Source organism: Neobacillus sp. GCM10023253, assembly GCF_042653105.1.
GTDB classification, from domain to species: Bacteria; Bacillota; Bacilli; order Bacillales; family Cytobacillaceae; genus Neobacillus; species Neobacillus citreus.
In genome coordinates this window covers 253883-279113 of sequence record NZ_JBHSHV010000015.1, presented here as the reverse complement: position 1 = coordinate 279113, position 25231 = coordinate 253883, and the positions used below count along the sequence as shown (strand labels likewise).

At 39.1% G+C, this 25231-nt stretch carries 24 protein-coding genes; 3 read left to right on the top strand and 21 right to left on the bottom strand.

The window, feature by feature from the left end; all coding sequences use genetic code 11:
• Nucleotides 1–506 precede the first annotated feature (506 nt).
• Nucleotides 507–767 carry a Spo0E family sporulation regulatory protein-aspartic acid phosphatase gene (locus tag ACFPA1_RS20010; protein WP_378584971.1) on the top strand — a complete coding sequence of 87 codons (261 nt, stop codon included), beginning with the start codon at nucleotides 507–509 and terminating at the stop codon, nucleotides 765–767.
• A 390-nt stretch (nucleotides 768–1157) separates the two neighbouring features.
• Here the strand turns inward: ACFPA1_RS20010 and ACFPA1_RS20005 are convergent, their stop codons facing one another.
• Nucleotides 1158–1514, bottom strand: coding sequence for a DUF3231 family protein (locus ACFPA1_RS20005; protein WP_213145592.1), 357 nt, complete (start codon nucleotides 1512–1514; stop codon nucleotides 1158–1160).
• Between the two features lie 76 nt (nucleotides 1515–1590).
• On the opposite strand from ACFPA1_RS20005, the gene ACFPA1_RS20000 reads away from it, so the two are divergent.
• Nucleotides 1591–1734, top strand: a complete 144-nt coding sequence (locus tag ACFPA1_RS20000; RefSeq protein ID WP_378584970.1) for a hypothetical protein — start codon at nucleotides 1591–1593, stop codon at nucleotides 1732–1734.
• A gap of 101 nt (nucleotides 1735–1835) precedes the next feature.
• Here the strand turns inward: ACFPA1_RS20000 and ACFPA1_RS19995 are convergent, their stop codons facing one another.
• The 15 genes from ACFPA1_RS19995 to ACFPA1_RS19925 all read right to left on the bottom strand — a co-directional run bounded on the left by ACFPA1_RS19995 (nucleotide 1836) and on the right by ACFPA1_RS19925 (nucleotide 18959).
• Nucleotides 1836–2387 carry an NADPH-dependent FMN reductase gene (locus ACFPA1_RS19995; protein ID WP_378584968.1) on the bottom strand — a complete coding sequence of 184 codons (552 nt, stop codon included), beginning with the start codon at nucleotides 2385–2387 and terminating at the stop codon, nucleotides 1836–1838.
• A gap of 42 nt (nucleotides 2388–2429) precedes the next feature.
• Nucleotides 2430–2930: a flavin reductase family protein gene (locus tag ACFPA1_RS19990; protein ID WP_213145590.1), complete on the bottom strand. Its 501-nt coding sequence runs from the start codon at nucleotides 2928–2930 to the stop codon at nucleotides 2430–2432.
• A gap of 49 nt (nucleotides 2931–2979) precedes the next feature.
• Nucleotides 2980–3273 (bottom strand): hypothetical protein, encoded by a 294-nt coding sequence (locus ACFPA1_RS19985; RefSeq protein ID WP_213145589.1) that lies wholly within the window; start codon nucleotides 3271–3273, stop codon nucleotides 2980–2982.
• A 35-nt stretch (nucleotides 3274–3308) separates the two neighbouring features.
• Nucleotides 3309–4187: an SMP-30/gluconolactonase/LRE family protein gene (locus tag ACFPA1_RS19980; RefSeq protein ID WP_378584967.1), complete on the bottom strand. Its 879-nt coding sequence runs from the start codon at nucleotides 4185–4187 to the stop codon at nucleotides 3309–3311.
• 64 nt (nucleotides 4188–4251) lie between these two features.
• Nucleotides 4252–6159: a sigma 54-interacting transcriptional regulator gene (locus ACFPA1_RS19975; RefSeq protein WP_378584965.1), complete on the bottom strand. Its 1908-nt coding sequence runs from the start codon at nucleotides 6157–6159 to the stop codon at nucleotides 4252–4254.
• Nucleotides 6160–6265: 106 nt separating this feature from the next.
• Nucleotides 6266–7579, bottom strand: coding sequence for a TRAP transporter large permease (locus ACFPA1_RS19970; RefSeq protein WP_378584964.1), 1314 nt, complete (start codon nucleotides 7577–7579; stop codon nucleotides 6266–6268).
• Between the two features lie 38 nt (nucleotides 7580–7617).
• Nucleotides 7618–8076: a TRAP transporter small permease gene (locus ACFPA1_RS19965; protein ID WP_378584963.1), complete on the bottom strand. Its 459-nt coding sequence runs from the start codon at nucleotides 8074–8076 to the stop codon at nucleotides 7618–7620.
• Nucleotides 8077–8233: 157 nt separating this feature from the next.
• A complete protein-coding gene (locus ACFPA1_RS19960) occupies nucleotides 8234–9298 on the bottom strand; it encodes an LLM class flavin-dependent oxidoreductase (RefSeq protein ID WP_213145585.1) in 1065 nt (354 codons plus the stop codon).
• A gap of 468 nt (nucleotides 9299–9766) precedes the next feature.
• On the bottom strand, nucleotides 9767–11386 hold the full coding sequence (locus ACFPA1_RS19955) for a long-chain fatty acid--CoA ligase (RefSeq protein ID WP_378584962.1): 1620 nt from the start codon (nucleotides 11384–11386) through the stop codon (nucleotides 9767–9769).
• A gap of 100 nt (nucleotides 11387–11486) precedes the next feature.
• A complete protein-coding gene (locus tag ACFPA1_RS19950; protein WP_213145583.1) occupies nucleotides 11487–12281 on the bottom strand; it encodes an enoyl-CoA hydratase/isomerase family protein in 795 nt (264 codons plus the stop codon).
• Nucleotides 12282–12318: 37 nt separating this feature from the next.
• The gene (locus ACFPA1_RS19945) at nucleotides 12319–12738 is read right to left on the bottom strand and encodes a PaaI family thioesterase (RefSeq protein WP_378584960.1); all 420 of its coding nucleotides are present in this window, start codon (nucleotides 12736–12738) and stop codon (nucleotides 12319–12321) included.
• A gap of 59 nt (nucleotides 12739–12797) precedes the next feature.
• The gene (locus tag ACFPA1_RS19940; protein ID WP_378584958.1) at nucleotides 12798–14030 is read right to left on the bottom strand and encodes an acyl-CoA dehydrogenase family protein; all 1233 of its coding nucleotides are present in this window, start codon (nucleotides 14028–14030) and stop codon (nucleotides 12798–12800) included.
• 31 nt (nucleotides 14031–14061) lie between these two features.
• Nucleotides 14062–16185 carry an acetate--CoA ligase family protein gene (locus ACFPA1_RS19935; RefSeq protein WP_378584956.1) on the bottom strand — a complete coding sequence of 708 codons (2124 nt, stop codon included), beginning with the start codon at nucleotides 16183–16185 and terminating at the stop codon, nucleotides 14062–14064.
• A gap of 488 nt (nucleotides 16186–16673) precedes the next feature.
• Complete coding sequence (locus ACFPA1_RS19930) at nucleotides 16674–17735, bottom strand: Gfo/Idh/MocA family protein (protein WP_213145579.1); 1062 nt, start codon at nucleotides 17733–17735, stop codon at nucleotides 16674–16676.
• Between the two features lie 249 nt (nucleotides 17736–17984).
• Nucleotides 17985–18959 carry a Gfo/Idh/MocA family protein gene (locus ACFPA1_RS19925; protein ID WP_378584954.1) on the bottom strand — a complete coding sequence of 325 codons (975 nt, stop codon included), beginning with the start codon at nucleotides 18957–18959 and terminating at the stop codon, nucleotides 17985–17987.
• A 466-nt stretch (nucleotides 18960–19425) separates the two neighbouring features.
• Between ACFPA1_RS19925 and ACFPA1_RS19920 the strand changes: the two genes are divergently transcribed.
• Nucleotides 19426–20199, top strand: coding sequence for an IclR family transcriptional regulator (locus tag ACFPA1_RS19920; RefSeq protein ID WP_378584953.1), 774 nt, complete (start codon nucleotides 19426–19428; stop codon nucleotides 20197–20199).
• Nucleotides 20200–20408: 209 nt separating this feature from the next.
• Here ACFPA1_RS19920 and ACFPA1_RS19915 read toward each other — a convergent pair whose 3' ends face one another.
• The 5 genes from ACFPA1_RS19915 to ACFPA1_RS19895 form a co-directional block, all read right to left on the bottom strand.
• Nucleotides 20409–20801 (bottom strand): VOC family protein, encoded by a 393-nt coding sequence (locus tag ACFPA1_RS19915; RefSeq protein ID WP_378584983.1) that lies wholly within the window; start codon nucleotides 20799–20801, stop codon nucleotides 20409–20411.
• Nucleotides 20802–21262: 461 nt separating this feature from the next.
• Nucleotides 21263–22012 (bottom strand): SDR family NAD(P)-dependent oxidoreductase, encoded by a 750-nt coding sequence (locus ACFPA1_RS19910; protein WP_378584951.1) that lies wholly within the window; start codon nucleotides 22010–22012, stop codon nucleotides 21263–21265.
• Nucleotides 22013–22352: 340 nt separating this feature from the next.
• Complete coding sequence (locus ACFPA1_RS19905) at nucleotides 22353–23099, bottom strand: SDR family NAD(P)-dependent oxidoreductase (RefSeq protein ID WP_378584949.1); 747 nt, start codon at nucleotides 23097–23099, stop codon at nucleotides 22353–22355.
• 121 nt (nucleotides 23100–23220) lie between these two features.
• Nucleotides 23221–24306 (bottom strand): TRAP transporter substrate-binding protein, encoded by a 1086-nt coding sequence (locus ACFPA1_RS19900; RefSeq protein ID WP_378584947.1) that lies wholly within the window; start codon nucleotides 24304–24306, stop codon nucleotides 23221–23223.
• Nucleotides 24307–24330: 24 nt separating this feature from the next.
• Entirely contained in the window at nucleotides 24331–25098 is a 768-nt protein-coding gene (locus ACFPA1_RS19895) for a carboxymuconolactone decarboxylase family protein (protein WP_213145573.1), read from the bottom strand.
• Between the last annotated feature and the right edge of the window lie 133 nt (nucleotides 25099–25231).

Here is a 25231-nt window from a genome sequence, read left to right as displayed (position 1 = left end):
CCATGTGAACACGTCCTTTTAAATGATGATTGTATTATAATCTAAATCTCATTTTTACGTGTCCACTTTTTAGACTAACCTCATAGACGGCTTCTATTGGACATTTTCCCCCTATGATCAAGCATTTTTGTCTTTTAGAAAGCGGATAAAGGACATTTTCACTATCTACCAAGCCGTTTTTGTCTTTAAGAATCTGGATTAAAGATATTTCAACTTTGACTCATCCACTTTTTTATAAATGGAAGTAAGATCGTGTTTTTCAGTGGCCTCGGACGGTTCTTGTGTTTCGTTTTGGTGAATCACACATGAACACACCTCTTAGCTAGTAGGTTGATGCACAAGAACCGTCCCCATGCATCAGAGCGTCGAAAACCGAAGAATTTAGTCGCTTTTTATCTTTTTATACCTTGTTTTAGCGAAAACGTTCTATGGAAGTCTGAAAATGTTATAATACTTTTTGTGTTAATTCAATTATTAAACAAACATTTTCGGGGTGTGTTTTTGCAATGAGACAAGCACAATTAGCAGAAGCTATACGTAATAAAAGAGCCGAGATGATTCAAATAGGGATGTCAAAGGGACTCGATAGTGAAGAAACCATTTATTGCAGTCAAGAGCTGGATGACCTTTTAAATGAATATAACAGATTCCTATCACAACCCAAACGTTTTAACCCTATAAATGATTACATTGATTATTTACATTTTCTACATAAAAGCACCTATAAAATCGTCCGGTTAGGTTATGATGTATGGGGCCGGTTCTAATGCATCATTCAAGCATGAAGTGCCATGCGTGATATATTCTCTTAAAAGGTCCTTGGCACTTCTATTTTTTTCAAATTGTCATCAAGATATTTAGCTGCCCTGCCATATAGAATGATAAGACAAAAAAGGCAAACACAGGAATGTGCTTACCTTTTGGACAATGTGGAAATCGATAGTTTTTTACATACTAAGTTATGTTAGGATAGGCATTCTTATTAAATGGTTTAGCCTCATGTTTTTTACCATTTTTATAAAGAATCTAACCTTGATCACGAATGTAATAACCAAATTAAACAAACGAAGTATATTCAAACTAACTCCCCCCACACCGAAATTAGTATCGGCGAACCGACACTAGCTTTATTTTGCGCTTTTAGTCCATCTCTTTATTCAATTTCCATTATTGATAATCCGGGCACGGTCCTCCATTTGTGGGGGTTCCTCGAACCAGCCGTTTTTAATCTTAATTTCTATCCCTTCTTGTGCATATAAATATACATCTTTCGCAATTAAGAATGATTTCATCGATAAATCATTTCGTAAACAGAAGATGGCCCCCGCTCCCGTTCCTACAAGCCCAAATCCATTCAGTATGTAAACGCAATGCATCATGAGCTTATCGGAAAATGGAGGAACGGTCACGTTTTCTACCTCCACTTCAATTAAGTATCTAATAAGTGAAATATGTCTTTTTTGTAAGTCCCCAACCTTCTTAAAAAAATCAAAAATTTTATTCCGAGACGCCATACTTAATATTTTTTAGAAAAACGGGAAGGTTAGAAATATTTATGAACCAAATTTTCACGGAAACGGAGGAATCGTTGTGGCTGTTGAGACAGAACAGATGAGGTTTTGTGAAAACTGCAGGAAAGAAACAGTTCACCATGTTTATGAAGATGCACTTGAATTGGAATACCGGTGCATGAAATGTGATGAAACCACTGAGATGGTGAAAACATTTTTCTAGCGGTTTTGTAGAAATGCAAAAGGCAGCCAAATTAGTTTAATTGGCTGCCCAACATGTTATACTGGTCCCTTAACAGAACCTTCAAGTATAAATTTGCTCAATTAATTTTTTATTTGTACTCCCATTAATCTCTCACTCATATAACAATACTGCTTAGCGAAGTCATTTATAGTTTCTAATAACTGTAAATCCACAACTTCATTTTTATCATTAAACTGGCTGTTATGGGCAAAAATTGTTTTTGGTACGACGTATCCATTTAAATACCCTGCCAGTGGTTTTAGCTGATTTTCAGCAACGAGAAAATGCTGTTGGTTTCCTCCAGTCGTGACAAAACCCATGACCTTATGTTTGAACGCTGTCGGTGGAATTAAATCAATTAAATTTTTAAATGCACCGCTAAATGAACCTTGGAAAATAGGGGTTCCGAATACAAATCCGTCCGCCCCCATCATTTGGTCAATTACCTTTTTGGTATCACCAGTGTAATTGGAGATTGGGCGGCCGTCACAAAACTCAATTTGATAATCCCTAAGATCCAAAAATTCTATTTCCAACTCAGGATTATGGATATTCATTGTATCTAAGATTTTTCCGATCACAATCGCTGTTTTACTCCCGACAACAGTTCCTGATACCCCTAAAATTTTCATTCCATTTCCCCCTAAGAGTCAATAATCTAGCGCAAAGAGATTCTATTGATTTGGCCAATCTGCAGGGATTCCAGCAACATTCCGGTTGTAATACAATAGGGGTTCTTTTTCGTTAACGGAAAGGTCGATTACTTCGCCTAAAAGGATAAAATGGTCACCGGCATCGATTTTATTGACTGTTTTGCATTCAAAAATTCCTAAGGAATCTTTTATGATTGGCAGACCATTTGAAGAAGTTTCCCATTGTACTTTTGAAAAACGGTCTTTTTCTTTCCCTGCAAACGCCCAGCAGGCCTCTGCCTGGTCTACAGCGAGGGTGTGAACGGCATATTTTCCACCTTGTAAAAAGGCGTTTAACGCAGATGATCTTTTATCAATGCACCAAAGTACCATTAATGGGTCGATGGATACAGAAGCAAAGGAATTGACGGTTAAACCAACCGGGTTCTTGTTTTCATCCATCGTTGTCACAATGGTTACTCCAGTTGGATATTGCCCCATTATTTTCTTAAAAATATTTGCTTTTTCGATTGTTTTTGTCATTTGTATTGTTCTCCTCTCGAAGCCAAAATTTTTTATTTATTAATAATCGTTATCTAATAGCTTCCTGCTTTTCCAATGGTCTGACATTCCAAAAATCATTCAGTCTTTTCACAAGGCCGCCGCTTCCGAATCTCGTTTTTGCCGTTGTCCCCATATTCATCTTTGGCTCTACTACAAAGTTAGAAAATTCGACAATGACCAGCCTTCTTGTCATGACATCTTGTATCCCCTGTTCGAAAAACCATTCATCAATCCTGTTATAAATACCGCGATTGATTCCGTAGTTCATTTCAATACTTTTTTGAAAGGTATAGTCTGGAACATTTACATTAGGTGTTAACACAACCAGGACCTCCCATCCTATAAAATATTAATCCTTCAAACAAGTTTAGCAGGAACCTCCACTTCTACTATTTCTATTTTTCCGGATTTCAACTGAAACGAATCAACAGGGTCGGAGGTTGGTGCGGTACAACAGTAAAGGGTCCTTCCTTCTTTTCCACCTAGGGCAACAGCATAACAGTTTTGGCTTGTTTGAACTTTATCTGTTATCTCTCCCCCTTCTATCACCCGATAGACCATAGATTCGATTGGATTAGATACCCAAATCGCCCCTTCTGAGTCAATGCAAATGCCGTCTGGATAAATATTTTCAAATTGGGCCCATACCCGCCGATTAACGAGGGTTCCGTCGTCCTCCACATCAAATGCAGTCAAACAATTTCCATACGTTTCTGCGATAATCATTGTTTTTCCGTTATCAGTCAAAACAGTCCCGTTTGGAAAAAGCATGTTTTCAGCGACAACTTTTATATCTCCATTCGGCTCAATACAAGCGATAGCAGCGGTTGGCAGTTCCATATTTTTCAATGCTTCCCGGCCGTATTTTTTAGCCATAGCAGAAAGATTTCCGCCGAAATTTCCAACATAGGCCCTTCCTGCTTTGTCAACAAGCATGTCATTGCAATGGTAAGTGGCAATTGGATTCAAATCTGCGTGTTCTGTTAGCTCCCCGTTATTTTCCAGGCAGTAAACTTTTCGATTCAGCATGGATACGACAAGCATCCTTCCATCAGGGAGCCATCCCAAGCCCGATGGTTGATCATCTAATTGGCAAACCGTTTCTACTTCTCCGGAGTCTATATCAGCCTTCAACACCCGTTTGCTAAAAAAATCAGAAAACCAGAAGTAACCATTATAGAATCTAGGGCCCTCACTAAAGGTTAATCCGGTTACAAAGTCCGTCGTTTCGTTCACACTTTAAACCTCATTTCACTAGATTATTGTAAGTAGACACAATTTTTAGAAATTTCAACACATATTAATCTGGCTGATTCAGTTTCCTCCATAAAGTACTGCGGCTGATGCCTAATAATTTTGCTGCCTCGATCTTGCTTCCATTAGCTGCATTTAGAGCTTCATAGATTTGCTTTTTTTCCACTTGTTTGATTACATCTTGAAATGTATCTTGTTCCCCCATTTCTTCTTGAAGAACAATACTATTTTCCTCTATTGCTTCACGGAGATTTCGCAGCAATTCTTTCCTTGTTACCATAAAAGGATGTTCTAAGTAAGCAAACATTCTTTCCAAAGTATTTTCCAATTCTCTTATATTCCCCTGCCACTTATGCTGAGACAATATATAAGCGATCTCTTTACTATTTTCATTGATTAATTGAGCAAACTGCGGATAGTGTTTCGTAGTAAAGAACTTCACCAAAGGTTCAAGGTCAGATAACCTGTTCCTTAATGGCGGAAGATACAAATTTAGGACAGCAATTCGATAATATAAATCCGTACGAAATTCATTATGTTTTACCTTGTCGATCAAATTTACATTTGTTGCCGAAATAACCCTGACATTAACAGGAATGGGGGTCGTGCTGCCAACACGCATGACCACTTTCTCTTGGAGAACCCTAAGAAGCTTCGCCTGCATGCTTAAAGGGATTTCTCCAATCTCATCTAAGAACACAGTCCCATTATGGGCTTTTTCAAAGAGTCCGGGTTTTCCTCCTTTTTTTGCTCCCGTAAACGCCCCTTCGATATATCCGAAGAATTCAGATTCAAGCAGGTTATCAGGTACTGCAGCACAGTTGATGGCAATAAAAGGTTGGTCCTTCCTGTAGCTTTTATTATGGATGCTTTGAGCAAACAATTCCTTCCCTGTCCCACTTTCTCCAAGAATTAAAACATTGGAATCGGTCCGTGAAAATTTGATTGCCTTCTTGATTGTGGTTACTATTCCCTGACTTGCACCAACAATGTCTTCAAACTGGTATTCGGCCATATTGGGTTTGCTATACATTTTTCTTCTTATTCTGTTTCCGCTTTCCTGAACGGCATTAATATCGGAAAAGATGCCGACCATCCCATCATAATGTTGGTCTACTACAATCGGAAATGTACTCAGCAAGAAATTCTTGTCTTTATAGGAGACAATTTGTTCCTTTATCCCTTTTTTCCATTCAGTATTACCAATACCTTTTGTGTCAACAAGAATTTCTTTTACATGTAATCCACTCAGGTCCTTTTCCTCAATTCCAAGGAGAGTAGTAGCTTTGCGGTTGACATTGACGATATGTCCCGTATCGCTGGAGATAATTACACCTTCATTAAAATTCTCCATGATATAATTTTCTCTTTGAGAATTTCTTTTTTCTTCAAAACGGGCATTTAAAATACCTAAAGCAATATCAACCGCCAGATTAATGCTTTCTTCACCGAACCAGACAATTCCATGCATTCCATTTTCTTTAGCAAGTCCGGTAATCAACCCCGCACCAATTACGACAGACTGGCGATTTTCCTTAAGCTGTGCGATGATTGCCTCGGCTTCTTCCCATGTTTCGTACGTATATTGATGAATCTTGACTTGAAATAGCGATTCAAATTGGTCTATTTTTCTATCAATTATATAATCATTAAAATTGATTAGATTGACTTCATTGCTGTATTGGCATCCTTTTTGGATAGCATCTAGGAAATCGTTGACTTGCAGCCTGATTGGAACGAATTGCCCTCGATCATTTTGGTCTTTAAAAACTTTGTAAATTGCTGAACCACAAATAACAACATCTTCATTAGTGATGATATTCTTGTTATCAAGTATACACTGACCTTCCATTGATTCTATGACGAGCCCTTTTATTGACTTATTTTTCTTTTCTATTGCCCTTTTGATTAGGTCATCCAATGGCGCTGAGCCTGATATAATAAGTCTTGCCATTATCTATCCTCCCAAGATTCCCCTTAACTTTGCCAAACTTCATCTAATTTTTGACTACAACATTTATTATACAACTTGTAATCGAAACATTCTGAATAAAAAGAAACTATTTAACTGAGGTCGGCAAGAATAAGGCTATTTCAGGGAAAATATACAGTAATGCTATTAACACTAGAATCGGAATGACAAAGATGATGGCACCTTTAAATATACTGACTAAATCCAGTTCTTTTACGACTCCATTCAACACATAACAGTTCATTCCCACCGGAGGAGTGATTAGGGCCATTTCTACTACTAAAACAATAATGACGCCAAACCAAATCAAGTCAAACCCAAGTGCTTCAACTAATGGGAGGATAATTGGAATCGTAACAACAACCATTGAGAGGGAGTCCATGACACAGCCAAGCACCATGTACATGAGAATAATAAGGATAAAAATCACCGCTGCGGATAAATCTCTCGAGAAAAGGAAGTCTGAAATCATCTGCGGAACTCTAGTTATCATCAAAAAATAGTTTAATATAAATGCCCCCATGACGATGGCAAAAATAAATCCTGTCGTTTTAATCGTTTCATAGACAGTAGCCGTAATCTTCTCTTTCGTTAATTTCTTGCGGGCAAAGCCAATCGCAAATGCACCAAGAGCACCAACTCCGGCAGATTCTGTCGCACTGAAAAATCCGACGTACATACCGCCAATAACAATTATAAATAAAACGACGATCCAAATAGTAGGTTTTAGAGAGCTAAACTTCTCTTTCCAGCTTATCTTTTCCTCTTCTTTCGTCTTTACATGATGGTTTGGATTTATGAATATAGCGATAGAAATCGCAAGCATAAATAAAAGAGTTAGGAGAATCCCGGGGATAATTCCTGCAATTAACAGTTTCCCAATCGATTGTTCAGTCATCATTCCATAGACGATAAACATTGTACTTGGTGGAATTAAAATTCCGAGTGTGCCTCCGGCTGCTATTGAACCCCCTGTTAAGCTTTTGCTATATCCTGCATTTAACATTTCTTTAGCTGCCATGACTCCCATCGTCCCGGTAGTGGCCAAACTGGAACCGGAAGCGGCAGCGAACATGGCGGAAGCCCCGACTGTCGCAATCCCTAATCCGCCTTTTAATTGGTTGAGCCAGTTCCGGAAGGCCGTGAACAATTCCGTTGTCAGGTCCGAATAATATAGTAACTGTCCCATCAGAACAAATAGGGGAATTGTACTTAATGTATAAGAAAAGCTTTGTTCCCAAACATTGGTATTAACAACAGAAAAAAGGGTTTCCCATCCTTTTAAATAAACAATCCCCAAACAGGCTGGTACAGCCATCGAGACAGCGATAGGTACCCGGAGAAACATCAGGACAAAAACCGCGATTATGACGATAATACTTACAGCAGTAATGGACAACATATATCACTCCTTTATCTAATCCTTGATCGAAAATTTTCCTAATCGATGAATTTTTTATTTGCAAATTTCTTGATGATTTCTAAACACCAAGCTGCAAATCCGATAATTAATAAATATTTAAAAGGATATAAAGGAATTTTTAAGAGCAAGGAAGTTGTTGAATACTCCATTTTTTCAATGAAAACCCAGATTACAAGGAGGCAGAAAACTAATGTAATCAATTTCCCGATTATCCCTAATATATTTTGAATGAATAAAGGCAATTTCTCTGTAAAAATCCCTATCGATATGTGAGAATTTTCCTGTTCCGTAAAAGCCAGTGATGCAAAGATGATGACTGCCATAAGAAATTGAACAATTTCGATATCACCGATTATTGGAACGCCTATCGTCCTCGATACAGAAAAACAAAAGACAAGGGCCACCATCAGCAAGAGGCCGACATAAGCAATCCATTTATTAATGTCCGTTATATATTTAATGATTTTATTCAACAAAGTACCAAATCCCCTTTCTATTTATTCTTCATTAATAAGGGAAAGATTGTATGCTTCAAAAAAGGGGCCAGCCGGTTCCATTTATTCACAAAGAATCTTCGGGCAGCCCCCTATCATGCTGCATCCTTCTATTTTGCGATTTATTCCAGCAACGACTTTAAATTTTTTGGTAGGCTTCTACATTGCAGAAATAAGGCATTACCTCTTTGGAGAACAAATTCATCGATTTAATCACCCGATCATTAGGCTGACCACCGATATTCATCCAACAAATAATGTTATTCAGCCCTGTTTCTTCGCGGAATTTCTCAATATCTTTCCGAACCTTTTCAGGAGAACCGACAATCGCGTTTTCGGATTTGAGGAATTCATTATAATCAAGTACTTTATCCCGCTGAACCACACCGAACACTGGACGATTATCCCGTTCAGACATATACCACATTAATCCTTCTTCAAATTCTTCATACGCCTGTTCATCCGTTTCGGCAACATAAACGAAAAGGAGCTTGCCTGATCGGGCCATAGCTTCATTTACGTATTCCTCCGAGTATCCAGCAGCAAGGGCCGTTTCTTGGTACAAATTGATTTTATGGAGAGTATCATCGTTTTTGATGCCGCCTAAAACAAACGAGTAGCCATCTTTTGCAGCATTGATAATGGACGCATCATTTGAAGAAACCATGACGAAGAGGGGCGGGCCAGGCTGTTGAATTGGCCTTGGATTAATTGGAATATCATTGAAATTATAAAATTTGCCTGAATAAGAAATTCTCGGATTGTATAATGCTGCTTTTAAAATATCTAGAGATTCTTCGAACCTAGCATGTCTCTCATCGAAATCCACATTGTAAGCATCAAATTCTAATTTGTCATACCCTTTCCCAACTCCCACATAAAGCCGGCCGTTACTGATGACGTCAACTAAAGTCATTTCTTCAGCCAGCTGCATTGGATGGTGCAAAGGTAATCTGGCAACGGCAGATCCTAGTTTAATTCTTTTTGTCTGGGCAGCCGCGGCTGCTAAGTAAACGGTTGATGAAGTGACAACCCCGTAGTCTCTGGCATTGTGTTCAGCCATCCAGGCACTGTGGAAGCCAAGTTCATCTGCCACTTTGATTTGCTCCAAACCGTTTCTTAATTCTTCGTCTTCCGATTTAAAGGGTGATTTTGAATTCAGGAAAAATAGACCAAAGCTCATTTCATTTTTGTGATTTGTCATATTAACATTCCTTTCAAAATTTATTAGTTGTTTAGTATTAATAAAGAATTTAAACCTCCACTTTCGAACTAATCATTTTTCACCTGAATGGATGCTCAGCTGAAAACCCTTACAACAGGAAAATTCCTAAACATATCAATTTGACATATTCAGACAAAATCCCTTTAAAAGCAACGTTAAATCGCATGGGAATTCTTTACTAAAGCGGGAAAATTCTTTTCATCTTTAATAATGCAAATATTGTGCCAAATTTAATGATAATGGCTTTTCATCTGTTAAACCCTTCATGAACCGCTGCAGTTCCTATACATTTCAGGAAAAAGCCTCCTGTTAAAACAAACCATCTATCCATCCAAATAATTGCTATGTGCCACGTTGTAAAATAAAACGTTTCAAAATTGAAACATATTGAAACACTTGGAACAGCTCGAAACATTTGAAACACAAAAGTTGGAATTTATTTTTGGCCTATTCTTTAACAAAAAAGTTCTCATATTCTTCGCGAAGTTTCCTTTTTAGGAACTTGCCAACACCTGTTTTCGGTACCTCCTGGATAAATAGAACCTCGTCCGGCAGCCACCATTTTGCAAACTGTGGTGCTAGATATGCAAGCAAATCATCCCTTGTCACCTTTTCTTTAAAATGATCGTGTAAAACGACAAAGGCTACAGGCCGTTCCTGCCATTTCGGATGGGGAATCGCAATGACGGCTGCTTCAAATACAGCTTCGTGGGTCATTAGCGCATTCTCAAGCTGTACAGAAGAAATCCATTCGCCGCCGCTTTTGATCAAATCTTTCGTTCGGTCTACTATTTTGATATACCCTGCCTCATCAATCGTGGCTATATCCCCGGAATAAAGCCAGCCATCCTTGATAGCCTCTGCCGTTTGCTCCGGCTTTCTATAGTAATGGTCAGTAATCCATGGCCCCCTAAAGAGGACCTCTCCCATTTCTTCCCCGTCCATTTTTACTTCTCCAGACTCATTTATGACATTAATATCTATCAAAGGCACCGGTATTCCTTGTTTAGTAAGCTGGTTTATTTTTTCTTCTGTTGATAGATTTTGATGGTAGCTTTTTAGTTTGCTGACTGTAGCCACCGGTCCCGTTTCTGTCATCCCGTAAGCATGCATGATCGGCACGTTGTATTTTTCCATAAATGAGGATATCAACCCTTTCGATGCCGCCGACCCGCCGCATAGGATATAACGCAGGCTGGATAAATCATAACTTTTTCTATTCAATTCATTTAGAACCCCGATCCAGACAGTCGGTACACCTGCCGTTATCGTTACACGTTCAGACTCTATCAATTCCAAGAGTGTTTGCGAAGTAAAGTTTGGGCCCGGCAATATTTGGGTTGTGCCAAACCAAACGGACGCAAAAGGAAATCCCCACGCGTTTACGTGAAACATTGGTACTACATGCATCGCCCGATCTTCCTCAGACAGTCCCATCGTATCTGTAAGACCGAGCATTAAGCTATGCAATACGATACTTCGATGAGTAGATAATACACCCTTTGGATTTCCGGTCGTTGCCGAGGTGTAACACAGTCCAGCAGCTTCATTTTCGTCTATATCATCTGGAAAAGAGAAACTATTATCCCCGGTTGCAATAAGTGATTCATAGTTATAGAGAGGTTTTTCCGAAGATTGAGAAAGCTCACCGTCTTCCGACATGATGATAATTGCTTTTACTGTAGGAATTTTATCTATTATGCTCTCAATTAACGGAAAAAGCCCTTTATCGACAAGCAGGATCTTATCTTCTGCATTGTTTATGATATATGCCAGATGATCGGAAGAAAGCCTAATATTGATTGTGTGCAGTACTGCTCCCATACTTGGAATGGCAAAATACGCCTCCAAGTGCCGGTGATCATTCCAGGCAAATGTTCCCACCCGATCACCTTTTTTTACTCCTAGCATTTGCAAGACACTTGCTAAAGAACGGGTTCTTTTAGCAAATTCCTCATAGGTTAAGCGGACAATACCTTTTTCAGTTCTAGAAATAACTTCTTTCTTCGGAAAGTACTTTTCTGCCCGGTATAGAAGTTTGTCAATTGTCAGCCGCGTCTCCATCATAAACATCCCTCCCTGTTTTATTGGCTTTTTGGGGAGAAAAATGCTCGAAGCACTTAATCCCCCATTGTTTGATAGACTGTATACTTGGATATATTTCTTGTTACACTTCCTGGCTGTTAAACCATTCAATTGTGCCTTTTAAGCCTAGTTCATTGATTTTACGGTACATTAGCTTGATACCTTCAGCAGTATGGATAATCGCATCTTGTTCGGGTCCATACATCAAACCGGTACGGAACCCTTGTAAATCCATAATCCGATTATGGGCCATTTTTTTCAGCTTCAATACATCCGCTGGAGTTTTAGCAATGCCTCTTGCGATCTTTAATGTTTCTTCCTCAAGACAATCCGCATCAAAGCACTCTGCTGCAAACCCGTATTGCACAGCTTTTTCTCCACTTATGCGGCTTCCTGCAGTAAGGTCTAACATTTTTGCGCGCTGCGGCCCGACATGCCAGCCCCAATAAATGCCGACAAATCCACCACCAAGAGGCAGGGATGGGAAACCAAATTGGGCCTTCTTATCAGTGATGACAATATCGCAGCAAGCCAGCATTTGAGTTCCACCCGCTAAAGCAAATCCTTGAACCTGCGCAATGACCGGCTTCGGATATTCCCAAAGTCTAATCCAGCGCCTTGTGCATTCTTCCAAGTAATCTCTGTCCTCCGTGACGCTTGGCTCCCTGTATTTGCCAACGTCGTAGCCTACGCTGAAAGCCCTGCCATTTCCTTTTATGATTAACACACTGATATCCTGGTCTTTTTCAAGCTCGTCAAGGGCCTTGTCGAAGGCTTGAAACAGCTCCCTGCTTAATGCATTTAATTTTTCCGGTCGATTTAAAATTACGTAGGCAATTCTTCCTTTTTTCTCAATGAGGACTAATTGTTCTTCCATATAGATTCACCAATCTTTCTTTTTAATAGTTGACCATTCATTTCTTAGTGATTTCTTTTAAAACATACGTCGCCCTGCCAGTAGCCAGCAATTTTCCATTTTCGCCCTTGACATCTCCGACCCCTACTGCCAGCTGTTTGCCTCTGTTAATGACTCTGCCTTCCGCAAAAATTCTTCCTTGTGTGGCCGGCCGAAAAAAGTTTATGTTTAGCTCCGCGGTTAAACTAATCATATGATCAGCCATTACGCTCCTTACTGCCGAACCAATGACCGAATCTATTAATGTAGTAATCACACCGCCGTGAACCATTCCTGCCCCTTGCAGCAATTGGTCCTGTACTGCCAAGGATAAAGTTGCGGTTCCATCACCAATATCCTCAATTTGAAGTCCAATTAAATCCCGAAACCGATTATTTTTCATCCATTCTTCTTCACGAAGAACTAATTCATTTTTCATAGCAAGCTCCCTAAAATGATTTTTTTATCGGTGAATGTCCCAATCGGTCCAAAAAACGATTAGAATGTTAAATCTCCGCTTAGTAAACTTTTTGCAATAGTTCGGCGGTGGATTTCTGAGGTGCCATCCGGAATTCTTACAATCCTTGCCAGGCGGTATCCCTGCTCTAATCCAAGTTCATTGGAAATCCCTACCCCACCATGGATTTGCATGGCCCGATCATAAACGCGTCCCATCATTTCCGTACAAAAAGCCTTTACCATTGAAATTTCCTTACGAGGTTGTTTTTTACTATTTTCAATCTTCCAGGCACAGTTAAGGGCCATATTTCTGGCTGCATAAATATCCATAGCAGATTCTGCAAGCATGGCTTGAATCATTTGATGTTCTTTAATTGGCTTTCCAAAGGTTTTGCGAATTTCTGCATACTCAACTGCCTTCTTTAAAGCCCATTGTGCTGAACCGATACATTTTCCACTCATCCCAAGTCTTCCAGTGTTAATTCCATTTATGGCGATGGAGAAGCCAAAGTCCACTTCCCCAATGACGTTTTCATCTGGCACTCGGAGATTATCGATGCTAATAATACATGCCTCTCCTCCCAGCTCGCCCATGACCGGAATTACTGAATCTACTGAGAACCCTTCTGATCCTGTTTCAACGAAGAAGCAGGTAATGCCGCCTTTTCTTTGCGCTTTCAAGTCCGGATTTGTCACGGCAAACAGCATGCAATAATCAGCGTGGGCAGCATTTGTAATCCATTGTTTGCTGCCGTTTATGACCCATTCATTTCCTTCTTTTACGGCATTCGTTTTAATGCTCCATACATCTGATCCTGCATCCGGTTCCGTTAAACCAAAGCAAAGAGTTTTTTCCCCAGAACGGATTCCGTCTAAATATCTCTCTTTCAATTCCTCTTTTAAGCCGGTTAAAATTGGTGATAAACCGTTGGTAAATGGTGACGGGATGACGATTGGATCAACCAGCTTATTGAATGGATACGATATATTAATAGCCTCTTGGACGAGCAATGCTGTCATTGGCCCGAGTTGTTCTCCGCCAAGCTCTTCTGCACCAAACATGGTATAGTAGCCTGCCTTTGCCGACTCCATTCGAACAATCTTCCGTAATTCCTCCACTTTCGTGTGGTGGCGTCCATCTTCCGTGTAGTAGTTCCGTTCATTGTATAACAGCTCATGATTTTCCTTTTCTAGCGGTAATACGACCTTTTCAATAAATTGTTTTAACCCTTTAATAATTTCTTGTGTTTCTTCTGGAATTGTAAAATCCATGTTCTTTCACTCCTAAATTTTTAATCTATTGTTATTGAATATTTGAAAGTGCCTTCTTCTTCAAAGTGATCAGGGCATCCGCAACGGTTACGCCCTCCCCTTCAGCATGTACCATGATTGGATTTAGATCGATTTCCTCAATCACATCATGGGTGGAGATGAATTGGCTGAACTTTGCTACTACTCGGCTCAATGCTTTCAGATCTCGAGGTGCGGACCCGCGAAACCCTTTTAATAAGGCTTTGCTGCGAAGTTCATCCAGCATTTCTTCCGCGGTTTCCTCGGAAATAGGGGCCTTTCGCATGACTGCATCTTTGTACACTTCGATATGAATTCCGCCTAAACCGACGAGAATCATTTGCCCGAAAACAGGGTCCTGATTTGCTCCGATGAACATCTCCACAGAATCCTTTGACAGCATTTCCTGGACTAAAATACCTTCGAAAACTGCATATTCAACTTGACTTATCTGCTGCTTTATAAATGTAAATTTCTCTTCGAGTTCTTCTTCGTTCGTTATGTTTAATTGGACGAGCCCTTTGTCACTCTTATGCAAGATTTGCGGGGACATCCCTTTAAGGGCAACAGGATACCCTATTTCTCTTGCCATTATTTTTGCTTCCGCGAGAGTTGCAGCAAGTTGTTCTCTCGTGATTGGAATTCCGATTTGTTTAAGTATTTCTTTACTTTTATGCTCTGTCAGCACGGTAGGAAGATTGTCAAATGACAGTCCATTCATTCCGTCCATTCTAGCAGTCTCGGATTCTTCCTTATAGAATTGGCTGAAATATTTAAGAGCCTTCATGGCATTTACCGCCCGGGAAGGATCCTCGATGACGGCTAACCGGTTTTCCATAAACGACTTTTTCGAATCCTCCGAATTAAGCGAAACAGTGATAATCGGAGTTTCTTTATACTTTTTGGCAATGTTAGAAACGGATCGGATGTGGTTTTGTGCGTGTTCCGGATACAGTCCGCTAAAGGCTAGGAAAACGATCGCAGAGTCGTACTCTCCACTTGAAAGAACAATTTCCATAAAATCTTGCAATAAGTCTTGCCTAGTATTTAATTGTGCGGTTGTATCAATCGGATTTTTCACACCGGCAATCGGAAGAAGATCACTAAGCTGCTGCTGCACTTCAATGGAAGGCTCCGGTACAGTTAACGATGCTTCCGTCAATTGGTCAGCTAACAGAATGCCAACTCCCCCCGAGACTGTAAAAACAGCCGTTTTATCTCCTTTTGGGAGCGGAAGCATGGAGCAAGCGTAGGCTGCATCGATAAATTCTTCAATCGTTTCGGCACGGTATACTCCATATTGTTTGGCAATGGCATTAAACACTTGGTCCGATCCGGCTAAGGACCCTGTATGCGAAAGGGCTGCTCTTTGTCCTGCATTTGTTTTTCCAACTTTGAAAGCAATAACTGGCTTTCTCTTTTTAGCAGCAAGCTTGAATGCATTTATTAGCTTATTGCCATCTTTAATGCCTTCCATATAACAAGCTATTACATCAGTATCTGGATCTTCCGCAAGGAATTCAATACAATCCGCCACATCGATATCGCTTTCATTTCCAGTTGCAACAAAATGGCTAAAACCGATAAAATTTTGCCGTGCCAGCGTAAAAACGTGGGAACCAAATGCCCCGCTTTGGCTGACAAAACCAATATTGCCTTTAAGGGGCGTTTGCTTTTCCAAGATGGTTGAAAAGGTAGCGAATACCCCAGATTTAAGGTTAAACATTCCAAGTGTATTGGGCCCTAGTATCCTCATACCGCTCTTCTTAGAAATCGCCGTCATTTCTTCCTGCAGTTTTCTTCCTGCTTCACCTATTTCGGAAAAGCCGGAGCTAAAGATGACTGCTGCCTTAACCCCTTTTTCTGCACATTGTTTTAATACGTTGACTACCAATTTGCTAGGAAGTGAAATGATCGCTAAATCGATTTCTTCTCCTATATCTAGAAGGCTGGAATAGCACTTCAAACCAGATATTTCGTTGTAATTTGGATTTTTAGGAAAAATTTGGCCTCTATAGCCATTTCTTTGTAAATAATTTAAAGGTCTCCCACCCAATTTCCTGCTGTCAGGACTTGCCCCGATAATCGCGATACTCTTGGGTTTAAAAAGAGCCTCTAAACTGTTTAGTGAAGCCATTCCATTACTCCTCTCTATTTAAAATTAAGGTCTTTGCTTATATACTTGCAATAATCGTGCCAATCTAAATTCCCCTTATAAAACCCAGTAAATTCTGATTATTCTCCACAAAATAGAATGATAATTTCAAGACAATTCATTCGATGTTTCATTCTTGAAACATAAAGGTTCCAAAATTAACACTGATTATAGCCAATGGAAATTACCATTTCTCCCCTTTTCAGCAGTTGTTTTTAGACAAAAAAATTACTGCACTTTTTCAACTTCCAACCAAGATAAGACTTCACTAATTCACTATCTTGTAAGGAAGGGTAGCGGCAGGAGAATTTAGATTTATAAAGTTATGGAAAACAATAAAAAAAGCCTAATTCCTCCGTGTTAAAAGGAGAAATCAGGCACTGGTACTTCATAAAAAAATAGTATAAAGAACTAAAAGATATAGAGAAAGAAGCTACTCCAAGCTCCTTTCTTTTTACATATATTAGTTATTAATATTTAACATCTACAGGTTGACCTGTCCGTGCGGATTGATAAATAGCTAAAATAATTTTTAGTGGTTTTATTCCTTCTTCACCATTCACAAGCGGTTCTCTATCTTCTAGAATGGCATTTATCATATCGATAAACTGTAAACGATGGGAAGCACCATCAAGGGCTGCAGGGTCAACAGAAGCATAATTTCGATCTCTTCCATTATTATTTTCGACGGCAGCTAAGTTGAGGACTTCCGCTTCATTATTTGGATTACGCAGATAATGCTTAAGTAATTGATCATTCTCAATCACGGCTGTACCATTTGTTCCGATTATCTCCAAGCGGGCTGACAGACCAGGATATGCAGCTGTAGTTCCAACAATGGTTCCTAACCCGCCATGTTTAAATTTTACCGTGGCAACGGCCACATCCTCCACTTCAATTCCTTCATGAGCTAATATAGCTGTATGTGCATAGACACTTTCCACCTCTCCCATGAAGTACTGAAATAAATCAATCGTATGAATGGCCTGATTAATTAATACTCCGCCCCCATTCATTTCCCATGTACCCCGCCACTTACTATTATCATAGTAGCTTTGAGGACGATACCAATTCACAGCCGCCTGCCCTAGCACCATTTTTCCGAATCGTCCTGAATCAATATCCGTTTTAATCTTCACAGTTGATGAATCAAAGCGATGTTGAGAAATAACACTTAATTTAACATGATGCTCACGGCATACATTGATCATTTGCTGTGCCTTCTCAAGGGAAATATCCATTGGTTTTTCAACGATTACATGCTTTCCGGCACGTGCAGCCTCTATTGCCATGTCAGCATGAGTGCCGCTTGGTGTAATAATCGATACAATATCAATATCTTTTCTCTTAAGCATTTCTTGATAATCTGTATACCAATCTGCACCGGCCTTATCAGCAAGTGATTTTGCCTTATCCTCCTTACGGGAGTATACTGCAACCACTTTTGCTCCTTCTATTGCTGAAATTTGCTCATAATACGTGGTACTGATTAGCCCTGATCCGACAATAGCAAACCCGAATTCCTGTTTCATTTCAACCGCTCTCCTTCAGACTAACTTCCCAATTGCTTTCTGTAATCATATTTATTAACATTTATATGAACAAAGATTTAATCGTAATAATCAACCACAATGCGGTATACATGAATCAATTATGGTTAATTGTGGTATTATAAAGTTACAATTTAGTCCTTTTTAGCATTGTTTAATCGTGTGTAGAAATTAAAAACGCTAATCCTAAGGATGGGTCGCATAGTAAAGAATAGGATGTACTGTTCTCAGCTATCTTATTTCACCCATGACCCAGTTTGTTCTAGCACCGGTCACTCCAGTACTTAGACACTGGCCGCTATCTTCTGTTAAGTCAGCCACAATCGTTTCTATAAGAGGTTGATGAACATGCTGCGGCATTTCAAAACTCCATTGCTCTGTTCCACTAGCCGTTGTCAAAACAATCGGCTCATTCCCAAAAGTGGAAAAAGTAATTTTTCCTTTACTGCCGACGAGTTCATTCACATCCACATCTTCAAAAGCAGAAAAACACCAAATTCCTATTCCGTGAATTCCAGATTCAAATCGATAAGTACCTGTATAAATATCTTCTGCACGATAATTACCTGCTTGATTTGAAGCAAAACCTTGCACATCCTTTATTGGCCCAAGTAAAAAATCTAATAGATCAAGGGTATGACTGGCTAAATCAAAAAATAGCCCCCCTCCGGAAATTTCAGGTTGAACTCTCCATGGGGAATTTTGTGAATCCAACACGTCTTCTGAAGCTTTTTGATACTGTGTTGTTGATACGAAACGAACGTCACCAATCGCTTTATTTTCCAATAACTCTTTTATTTTAACAAATCGAGGCAGCGCCCTGCGGTAGTATGATACATATAAAGGAATGCCAGCCTCCTTGCAAGCAGCAATCATTTCATTGCATTCAGAAAAATTAAGCGCCATTGGCTTTTCTACATAAACAGGTTTACCTGCCTTTGCCACTTTAATGGTATATTCTTTATGTGAACTCGGTGGTGTAGCAATATAAACGGCATCGACATCTGGATCATTAATAAGTGCTTCGGCATCATCGTACCATTTTGGCACATTGTGTCTTTCCGCATAATCTTTCGCTAGTTCGCCCGTTCTCCGCATAACGGCCACCAACTCTGAATTTTTTATTTTCTGAAATGCCGGCCCACTCTTCACTTCCGTCACATCACCGCAACCAATAATTCCCCAACGAACTTTTTCAAATTTCATGGCAGTATTCTCCTTTATTTGTTATAAACTTTAATTTTTTGCAGGTGTCACTGTTGCAAAAGACTTGGTGCATTACTTAATGCTTCTCGCTGACATCTAATGTAGTGTTCGTTACATTATTTTTCTTGATAAATAGGATTTGCCCTTCGATACATCTCCCTTTGTATGGATTTCACCCATTCAATTCGGCTATCATTACTGCTGCAAACCGCCGTTAATGCCGAGTCATACGGAACGGTCCTTAATTACATTTTTTTAATACATTTTTAAAAATAACCGCATTGTGGTACACTTGTACCGTTAGGTGGATATGTCTAGTATAGGGAATTTTTAAAGCACATGTCAATAAAAAGTCTCGAATCCAAGGAATGACTTGATCTGAGACAATTTTTTTACCTTTTTTTACTGATGGATTACGAATTTTCGTTATAATAGAATGGATTGATTCTGAAAGGAGTTTATACTTTTGAACAACGATAAACAGGAGCAAACGAAACCATCTAGTGTTCAAGTCATCTCGCGCGCGGCAAAAATACTGAGGGCTCTTAAAGATCATCCAAAAGGGTTAAGCCTTTCCCAAATTGCCAAAGAAGTGGGCCTTGCTCGGTCAACGGTTCAAAGAATCGTAACTGCCCTGGAGGAGGAAAGATATGTTGCAGCCGCCTCTCTTCACGGCGGTTTCTGTCTTGGACCTGAGATCGCGATGCTTGCTGCCGCGGTCCATAGTGATTTAAAAGAAGAAATCAGGCCATTTTTAATACAACTATCATCTCAAATCAATGAAACGGTAGATCTATCAGTATTAAATAATGGTAAGGTGTTTTTTGTGGATCAAATTGTCGCTCAGCATCCATTGCAAGCAACTTCACAACCCGGTGTATCTTTTCCATTACATTGTACGGCGAACGGAAAGGCAATACTGGCCTCCTTGCCTATTGCTGAGGTTGAAAAAATGTTACCGGAGCACCTGCAAAAGTTCAATGATCATACAATTACGAGCAGGGATGAACTGTTAAAGGAGTTAAAAATTATTCGTAAAGAGGGTGTTGCTTTTGCCAGAGAAGAGCACATTCGTGGCATTTGTGCAGTGGGCGCAGCTATTTTTGACCGCATGGGAAATTTATGCTCTATCTCGATCCCTCTCCCATCTATTCGTTTTTATGGCAATGAAGAGAAACTGGCGGCCACCCTCCTCAATACATGTCAAACAATCAACCAACACTTTAATATAAAACAATGAAAATGAACATCGCTGCTAGAAGGGGAAAACGAACATTTCGTATTAAAACGGGGCGTGGAATTACTGGGGAACAAGTGTCCTCTTCCATCTCTTTACTTATGCTGAAAATTCTTCATTTATAACGGTTGTATGTAATTAAAAATCAGGCGGCATTCACTTAAAAGGATGACGCCTGGGGCTAAATAAGAATAGGTAAGTTCTTTTCTTTGTTAGGATCTCATATGTAGTGATTCTGGATGCATTTCCATAAACTCCAGCCAGTTTCCATCGGGATCTATTACCCAGAATTGGTAGTTCAAAGCTCTTCCTTGTGAAATTTCTTCTGCTAAATGTACTCCCTTTTTCTTCAATTGGTCTGCCGTTTCGTTAATGTCATCCACCTCAAAACATATATGTTCCGCTCTGTCTCTAACACCCTCGACACCCCCATAAAACAATTCAATGAAACACCCCTCTGCCACCTTTACATATACAATCCACGGTTCACCATTTGGTTGATTCAATTCAAACGCTCTCTTAAAACCGAGCTTATTGCAATAAAAATCCAATGAACGTTCCATATTTACTACATGAAATGCTTTGTGATTAATCCCTTTAATCATCATCTATCACACCTTTTTTTCAAATTTTACTTTGTGTTTAAACTTTTTAATCAAATTGGCTTGCCATTAAGGCCACCCTCTTACTATAATAACTCCTATTTGCTGAGATTTTAAGAAATTTGCAACTGGTGATAATTTCTTTGCAACTTCTTTTACTTTTTTTAATCCTTCAGCAATAATCGTTTCAGCTTAAGCTGGCATTGCAGCATGACCTTCAATAAATATAAATAGGGGGATAAATCAAACTACAATTTATCCCTCTATTAGGTACAGTTTTAAACACGCAAAGGGATACAGCTACCATTCATATTGTAGTTGTATCCCTTTACTTACTTTTGTATTATCATTTAATATTGTCCGTTGCCTCTTACCTTATTGAATTAAGGTAGCAGAAATCGCCACATCCTCATGTTAATTAAGTAGAAACTAGGGTACAAGCACAAGTGCCTTATCAACTATCTTTATTGCGCAGTATATCCGCCATCGATGATTAACTCAGAACCAGTTACAAATCGGGACTCATCAGAAGCTAAATAAAGTGCACCGTAGGCGATATCAATCGGTTTCCCTAAACACTTCATCGGGATTTTATCACTTAAATGGTGTTGCCCGTTTTTTCCGCCAGACATGGCTGTTTCAATGACTCCTGGATGGATGGAATTAACGCGAATAAAGTCCTTAGCCAGCTCCAACGCAGCAGATTTGGTCATTAACCTAACGGCACCCTTTGAGGCATGGTAGGCCGTACTCCCTGGTGTTCCAACCAAACCTGATCCAGATGATGTATTGATGATCGATCCCTTACCTGCCGTTTTCTTGATTAACGCTGACCCATATTTCATGCCTAAAAAAGTGCCAATCGAATTAATAGATTGTATCTTTAAAAATTCATCCACTGTTGTTTCTGCCAATCCATTTCTGCTCAAAATCGCAGCATTGTTTATAAGAATATCCAATTGGCCAAATTCTGCTTCAGTTTTCAAGATGACTTCTTGCCAATCCTCTTCAACTGAGACATCATGCCTGATGCCAATTGCTTCTCCACCCTGCGTTCTGATGGCTTGGACAGTCTCTTGAAGTGCTTCTTCGTTAATATCGGTTACAACTACCTTTGCACCGTTTTTAGCAAATAATATGGCTTCCTCTCTGCCAATACCATTCGCAGCTCCGGTAATTATTGCGACTTTATTTTTTAATCTTTTTGCAGTCATCGTATCTATCCCCTTAACTAGTAATGGACTATTTTCTAGGCTCTGTTATAACTGAATGTTGATTTTACTGTGTTTGAAAAATAAACGGAAAAATTCCGTTTAAATTGGGAAATACCCTTATTTCCTTAAAAATAAAGGAAGTTTTTCCGTTTATTTGATCCAAATCTTTGGATTTTGTCTTATTTAGAGCAGTTAATCGGAATTTCTTCGCTTATATTTGCTTGTTAAGCTTCCTCTTTATACATTAGCCGGAAATTCTCCGCCTATGAATTCTCGTACCTATATGAAAATCAACAATGAATATGAACAGTGCCATTTTCTAAAACAGCCATTCGATACATTATTGGGCTGTAAAACCACCGTCTATCACTAGCTCTGTACCTGTTACAAAGCGGGATTCATCGGATGCTAAATAAAGGGCACCATAGGCGATATCGATTGGTTCTCCTAAATGAGGCCAAGGTGTTTTATCTTTTAAGAAATGTTCACCGTTTTTTGCTCCGGACATGTTTGTTTCAATTACGCCAGGATGAATCGAATTTACTCGGATCAAGTCTTTTGCGAGCTCAAGCGCTGCGGATTTGGTCATGAGTCTTACAGCCCCTTTCGAAGCATGATAGGCCGTACTACTGGGACTGCCAACAATTCCGTACATAGATGATGTATTAATAATGGAACCGCCGCCAGTCTTTTTTATCAAATTAGATCCATATTTCATTCCCAAGAAAACACCAGTAGAGTTTATAGATTGGACCTTTTCAAAACTTTCCAAAGAGGTTTCCGCTAAGCCAACCCTCCCTCCGATACCGGCATTATTCATCAGAATATCTAATCCGCCCAGTTGTTCCTCTACAATCGAAATAACATCTTTCCACTCATCTTCTTTGGAAACATCAAGTTTCAAGGAGATTGCCTCTCTTCCATTCTCATGGATGATCTGCAATGTTTCGTGAAGCCCTGCCTCGTCAATATCCGTTATCACAACCTTTGCCCCGTGTTGAGCGAATAAAACGGCTGTTCCTCTCCCAATTCCATTACCGGCTCCAGTAATCATAGCAATTTTATTTTCTAATCTTTTTAATGACATGCTTCAATCATCCTTTCAATCTATAAAAATTGGTTAGATTAATAAATAAAAGAGGAGACTAGGAAGAAAACATTCCTAGTCTTGAAAGAAAATACTTTTTTACATAATAGATTCTATTTTATTAAAATGGGATTTCTACTCCCTCATCCTTAAGCAGCTGTTTAAAATACTTCATCATTTCATCACCAGGATATCCCTTTTTATTTGCTTCAGCTACCCAGTTATCCCACAACTTTTTAGCTGGGGCTTTAAATTTATTTAATTCGTCAGAACTTGGAGTAATCACTTTTCCTCCCTTATCTTGTACTCGTTTTTCAAATTCTTTAATAGAATTTTGCATTGAGCTCATATAAAGTTCTGACATCAATTCTTGGTGTTTTGGCCCTAATTTTTCTACGAATAGTTTTTGAAGATCTTTTGGCATCTTATTGAATACGTTTGCATTTAGGAATAATCCATTGGAAGAAACCCCTAAATCGATCCTTGTCATGTATGGAGCCACTTCATTTAAATTAAACCCAATAGCGCCGGTTGTATTGTAGATAATATCATCCGCCATACCTTTTTCAACAGATTCATATAACTGTGAATTATCAATTGATACAGGGGCAGCTCCCCACAATTTGATTAATTCATTTCTAGAATAAAGGCTATTGACTATTTTCCGATTCTTTATATCTTTAACGGTTTCGATAGGATCCGAGGTATATAGCTGGGCTGTATCAGTAGATGAAGCACCGAGCCATACAGCATCTTTAAATGTATCTTTCATAAATTTCGCGTAAAATTTATTCATAACTTTTACCGCGACTTCAGAGTTAGGAATGGCAAAAGGTAAGTCTCCAATTGATAAAGGGAACAAGATATCGTTCTTATCAGAACTTGCATATAATAGCCCCACATCAAACACGTCACCGCTTATATCATCATAACCAGTATCAGGTTTTCCTAATGCTGAACTTGGAAAAACATGAACTTTAACCCTTCCATTTGTTTCTTCTTCAACAAATTTTGCCCAAGGTTCTGCAACTTGTTTCGTATAAGGGTGAGTAGGTGGAGCAAGGTCATTGTAGTTTATTTCTATTACATCTTTACTTGCTTTTGTGGAGTCCTTGGATGATGTTGACGATTCTTTTGCCTGGCCGCATGCAGCTAAAACAAGCATTGTCATTAACATAATGGAGATTATCAAATTTCTTTTTTTCATATGCTTTCCCCCTATAAAATAGTTTTATTTATTCCCCTTTTCAGCTAGCACCGATCTTAAAATCGGAATTCCCGCATAAAAAGTATCAACACCTTGAGCACTTGTTATTTTTAAAACTTCCATAATTTCTTCAAATGTCGCCCCTTGTCTTAAGGCACTTTGAATATGGACCCTAGTTCCAACAGCGAATAAATGTGTAGTGGCAATATCAACGGCAATATAAATAAATTCCTTTAATTTCGGACTTAGAATGTCATTTTCCCAAGGGTTTGTCAGAAATTGATAATAACCTTCAAAAAACTGCTCATCATTTAATAAGAGCGTGTCTCGGAATGAATGCCAGTAGCCCATCTTTTGAATAAACTTTTCTTTTAACTCCTCCTGATGTGCATCCAATTTCACGTCTGCAAATGCGCCTGTTTCTTCAACTAGAATAGGAACCCCGACAGCACAAGTATGCATACCTAGTACACTGACAAGTTTAAAAACTTCTAAAATTTCTTGTTCCGTAGCCCCTTGGTTAATAGCGTTTTCAATGTGAATTCTTAATGTGTCCTTACTTAAATTAGTAGGTGCCGAGCTTAATGCCACATTAATTAACTCTCTGGACTTTGCATCGAGAATGTTGTTTTTGTAGGGAGTAGCTACTAATTTTTTATAAATCTCAAAGAATTCCGGGTCTTTTTCCGCTAAATAACTTAAAGTAGAGTTCCAATATCCCAAGTCTTTTTTGTAAGCTGCCTCAAGATCATTCACTAACTCGCTGGTTTTTGTTGTTTCTTGATTTACCAAAATTTTAATCCTCCTTTGTTTTTTCAAGGTCATTCCTTTGTAACTTTTAAATATGCAACTATTGTGCCAAATTTCTTTTTACAGGAAGGAATTATATTCCTAAATTCGTAAAACCTAGCTATTTCCCCTTTTT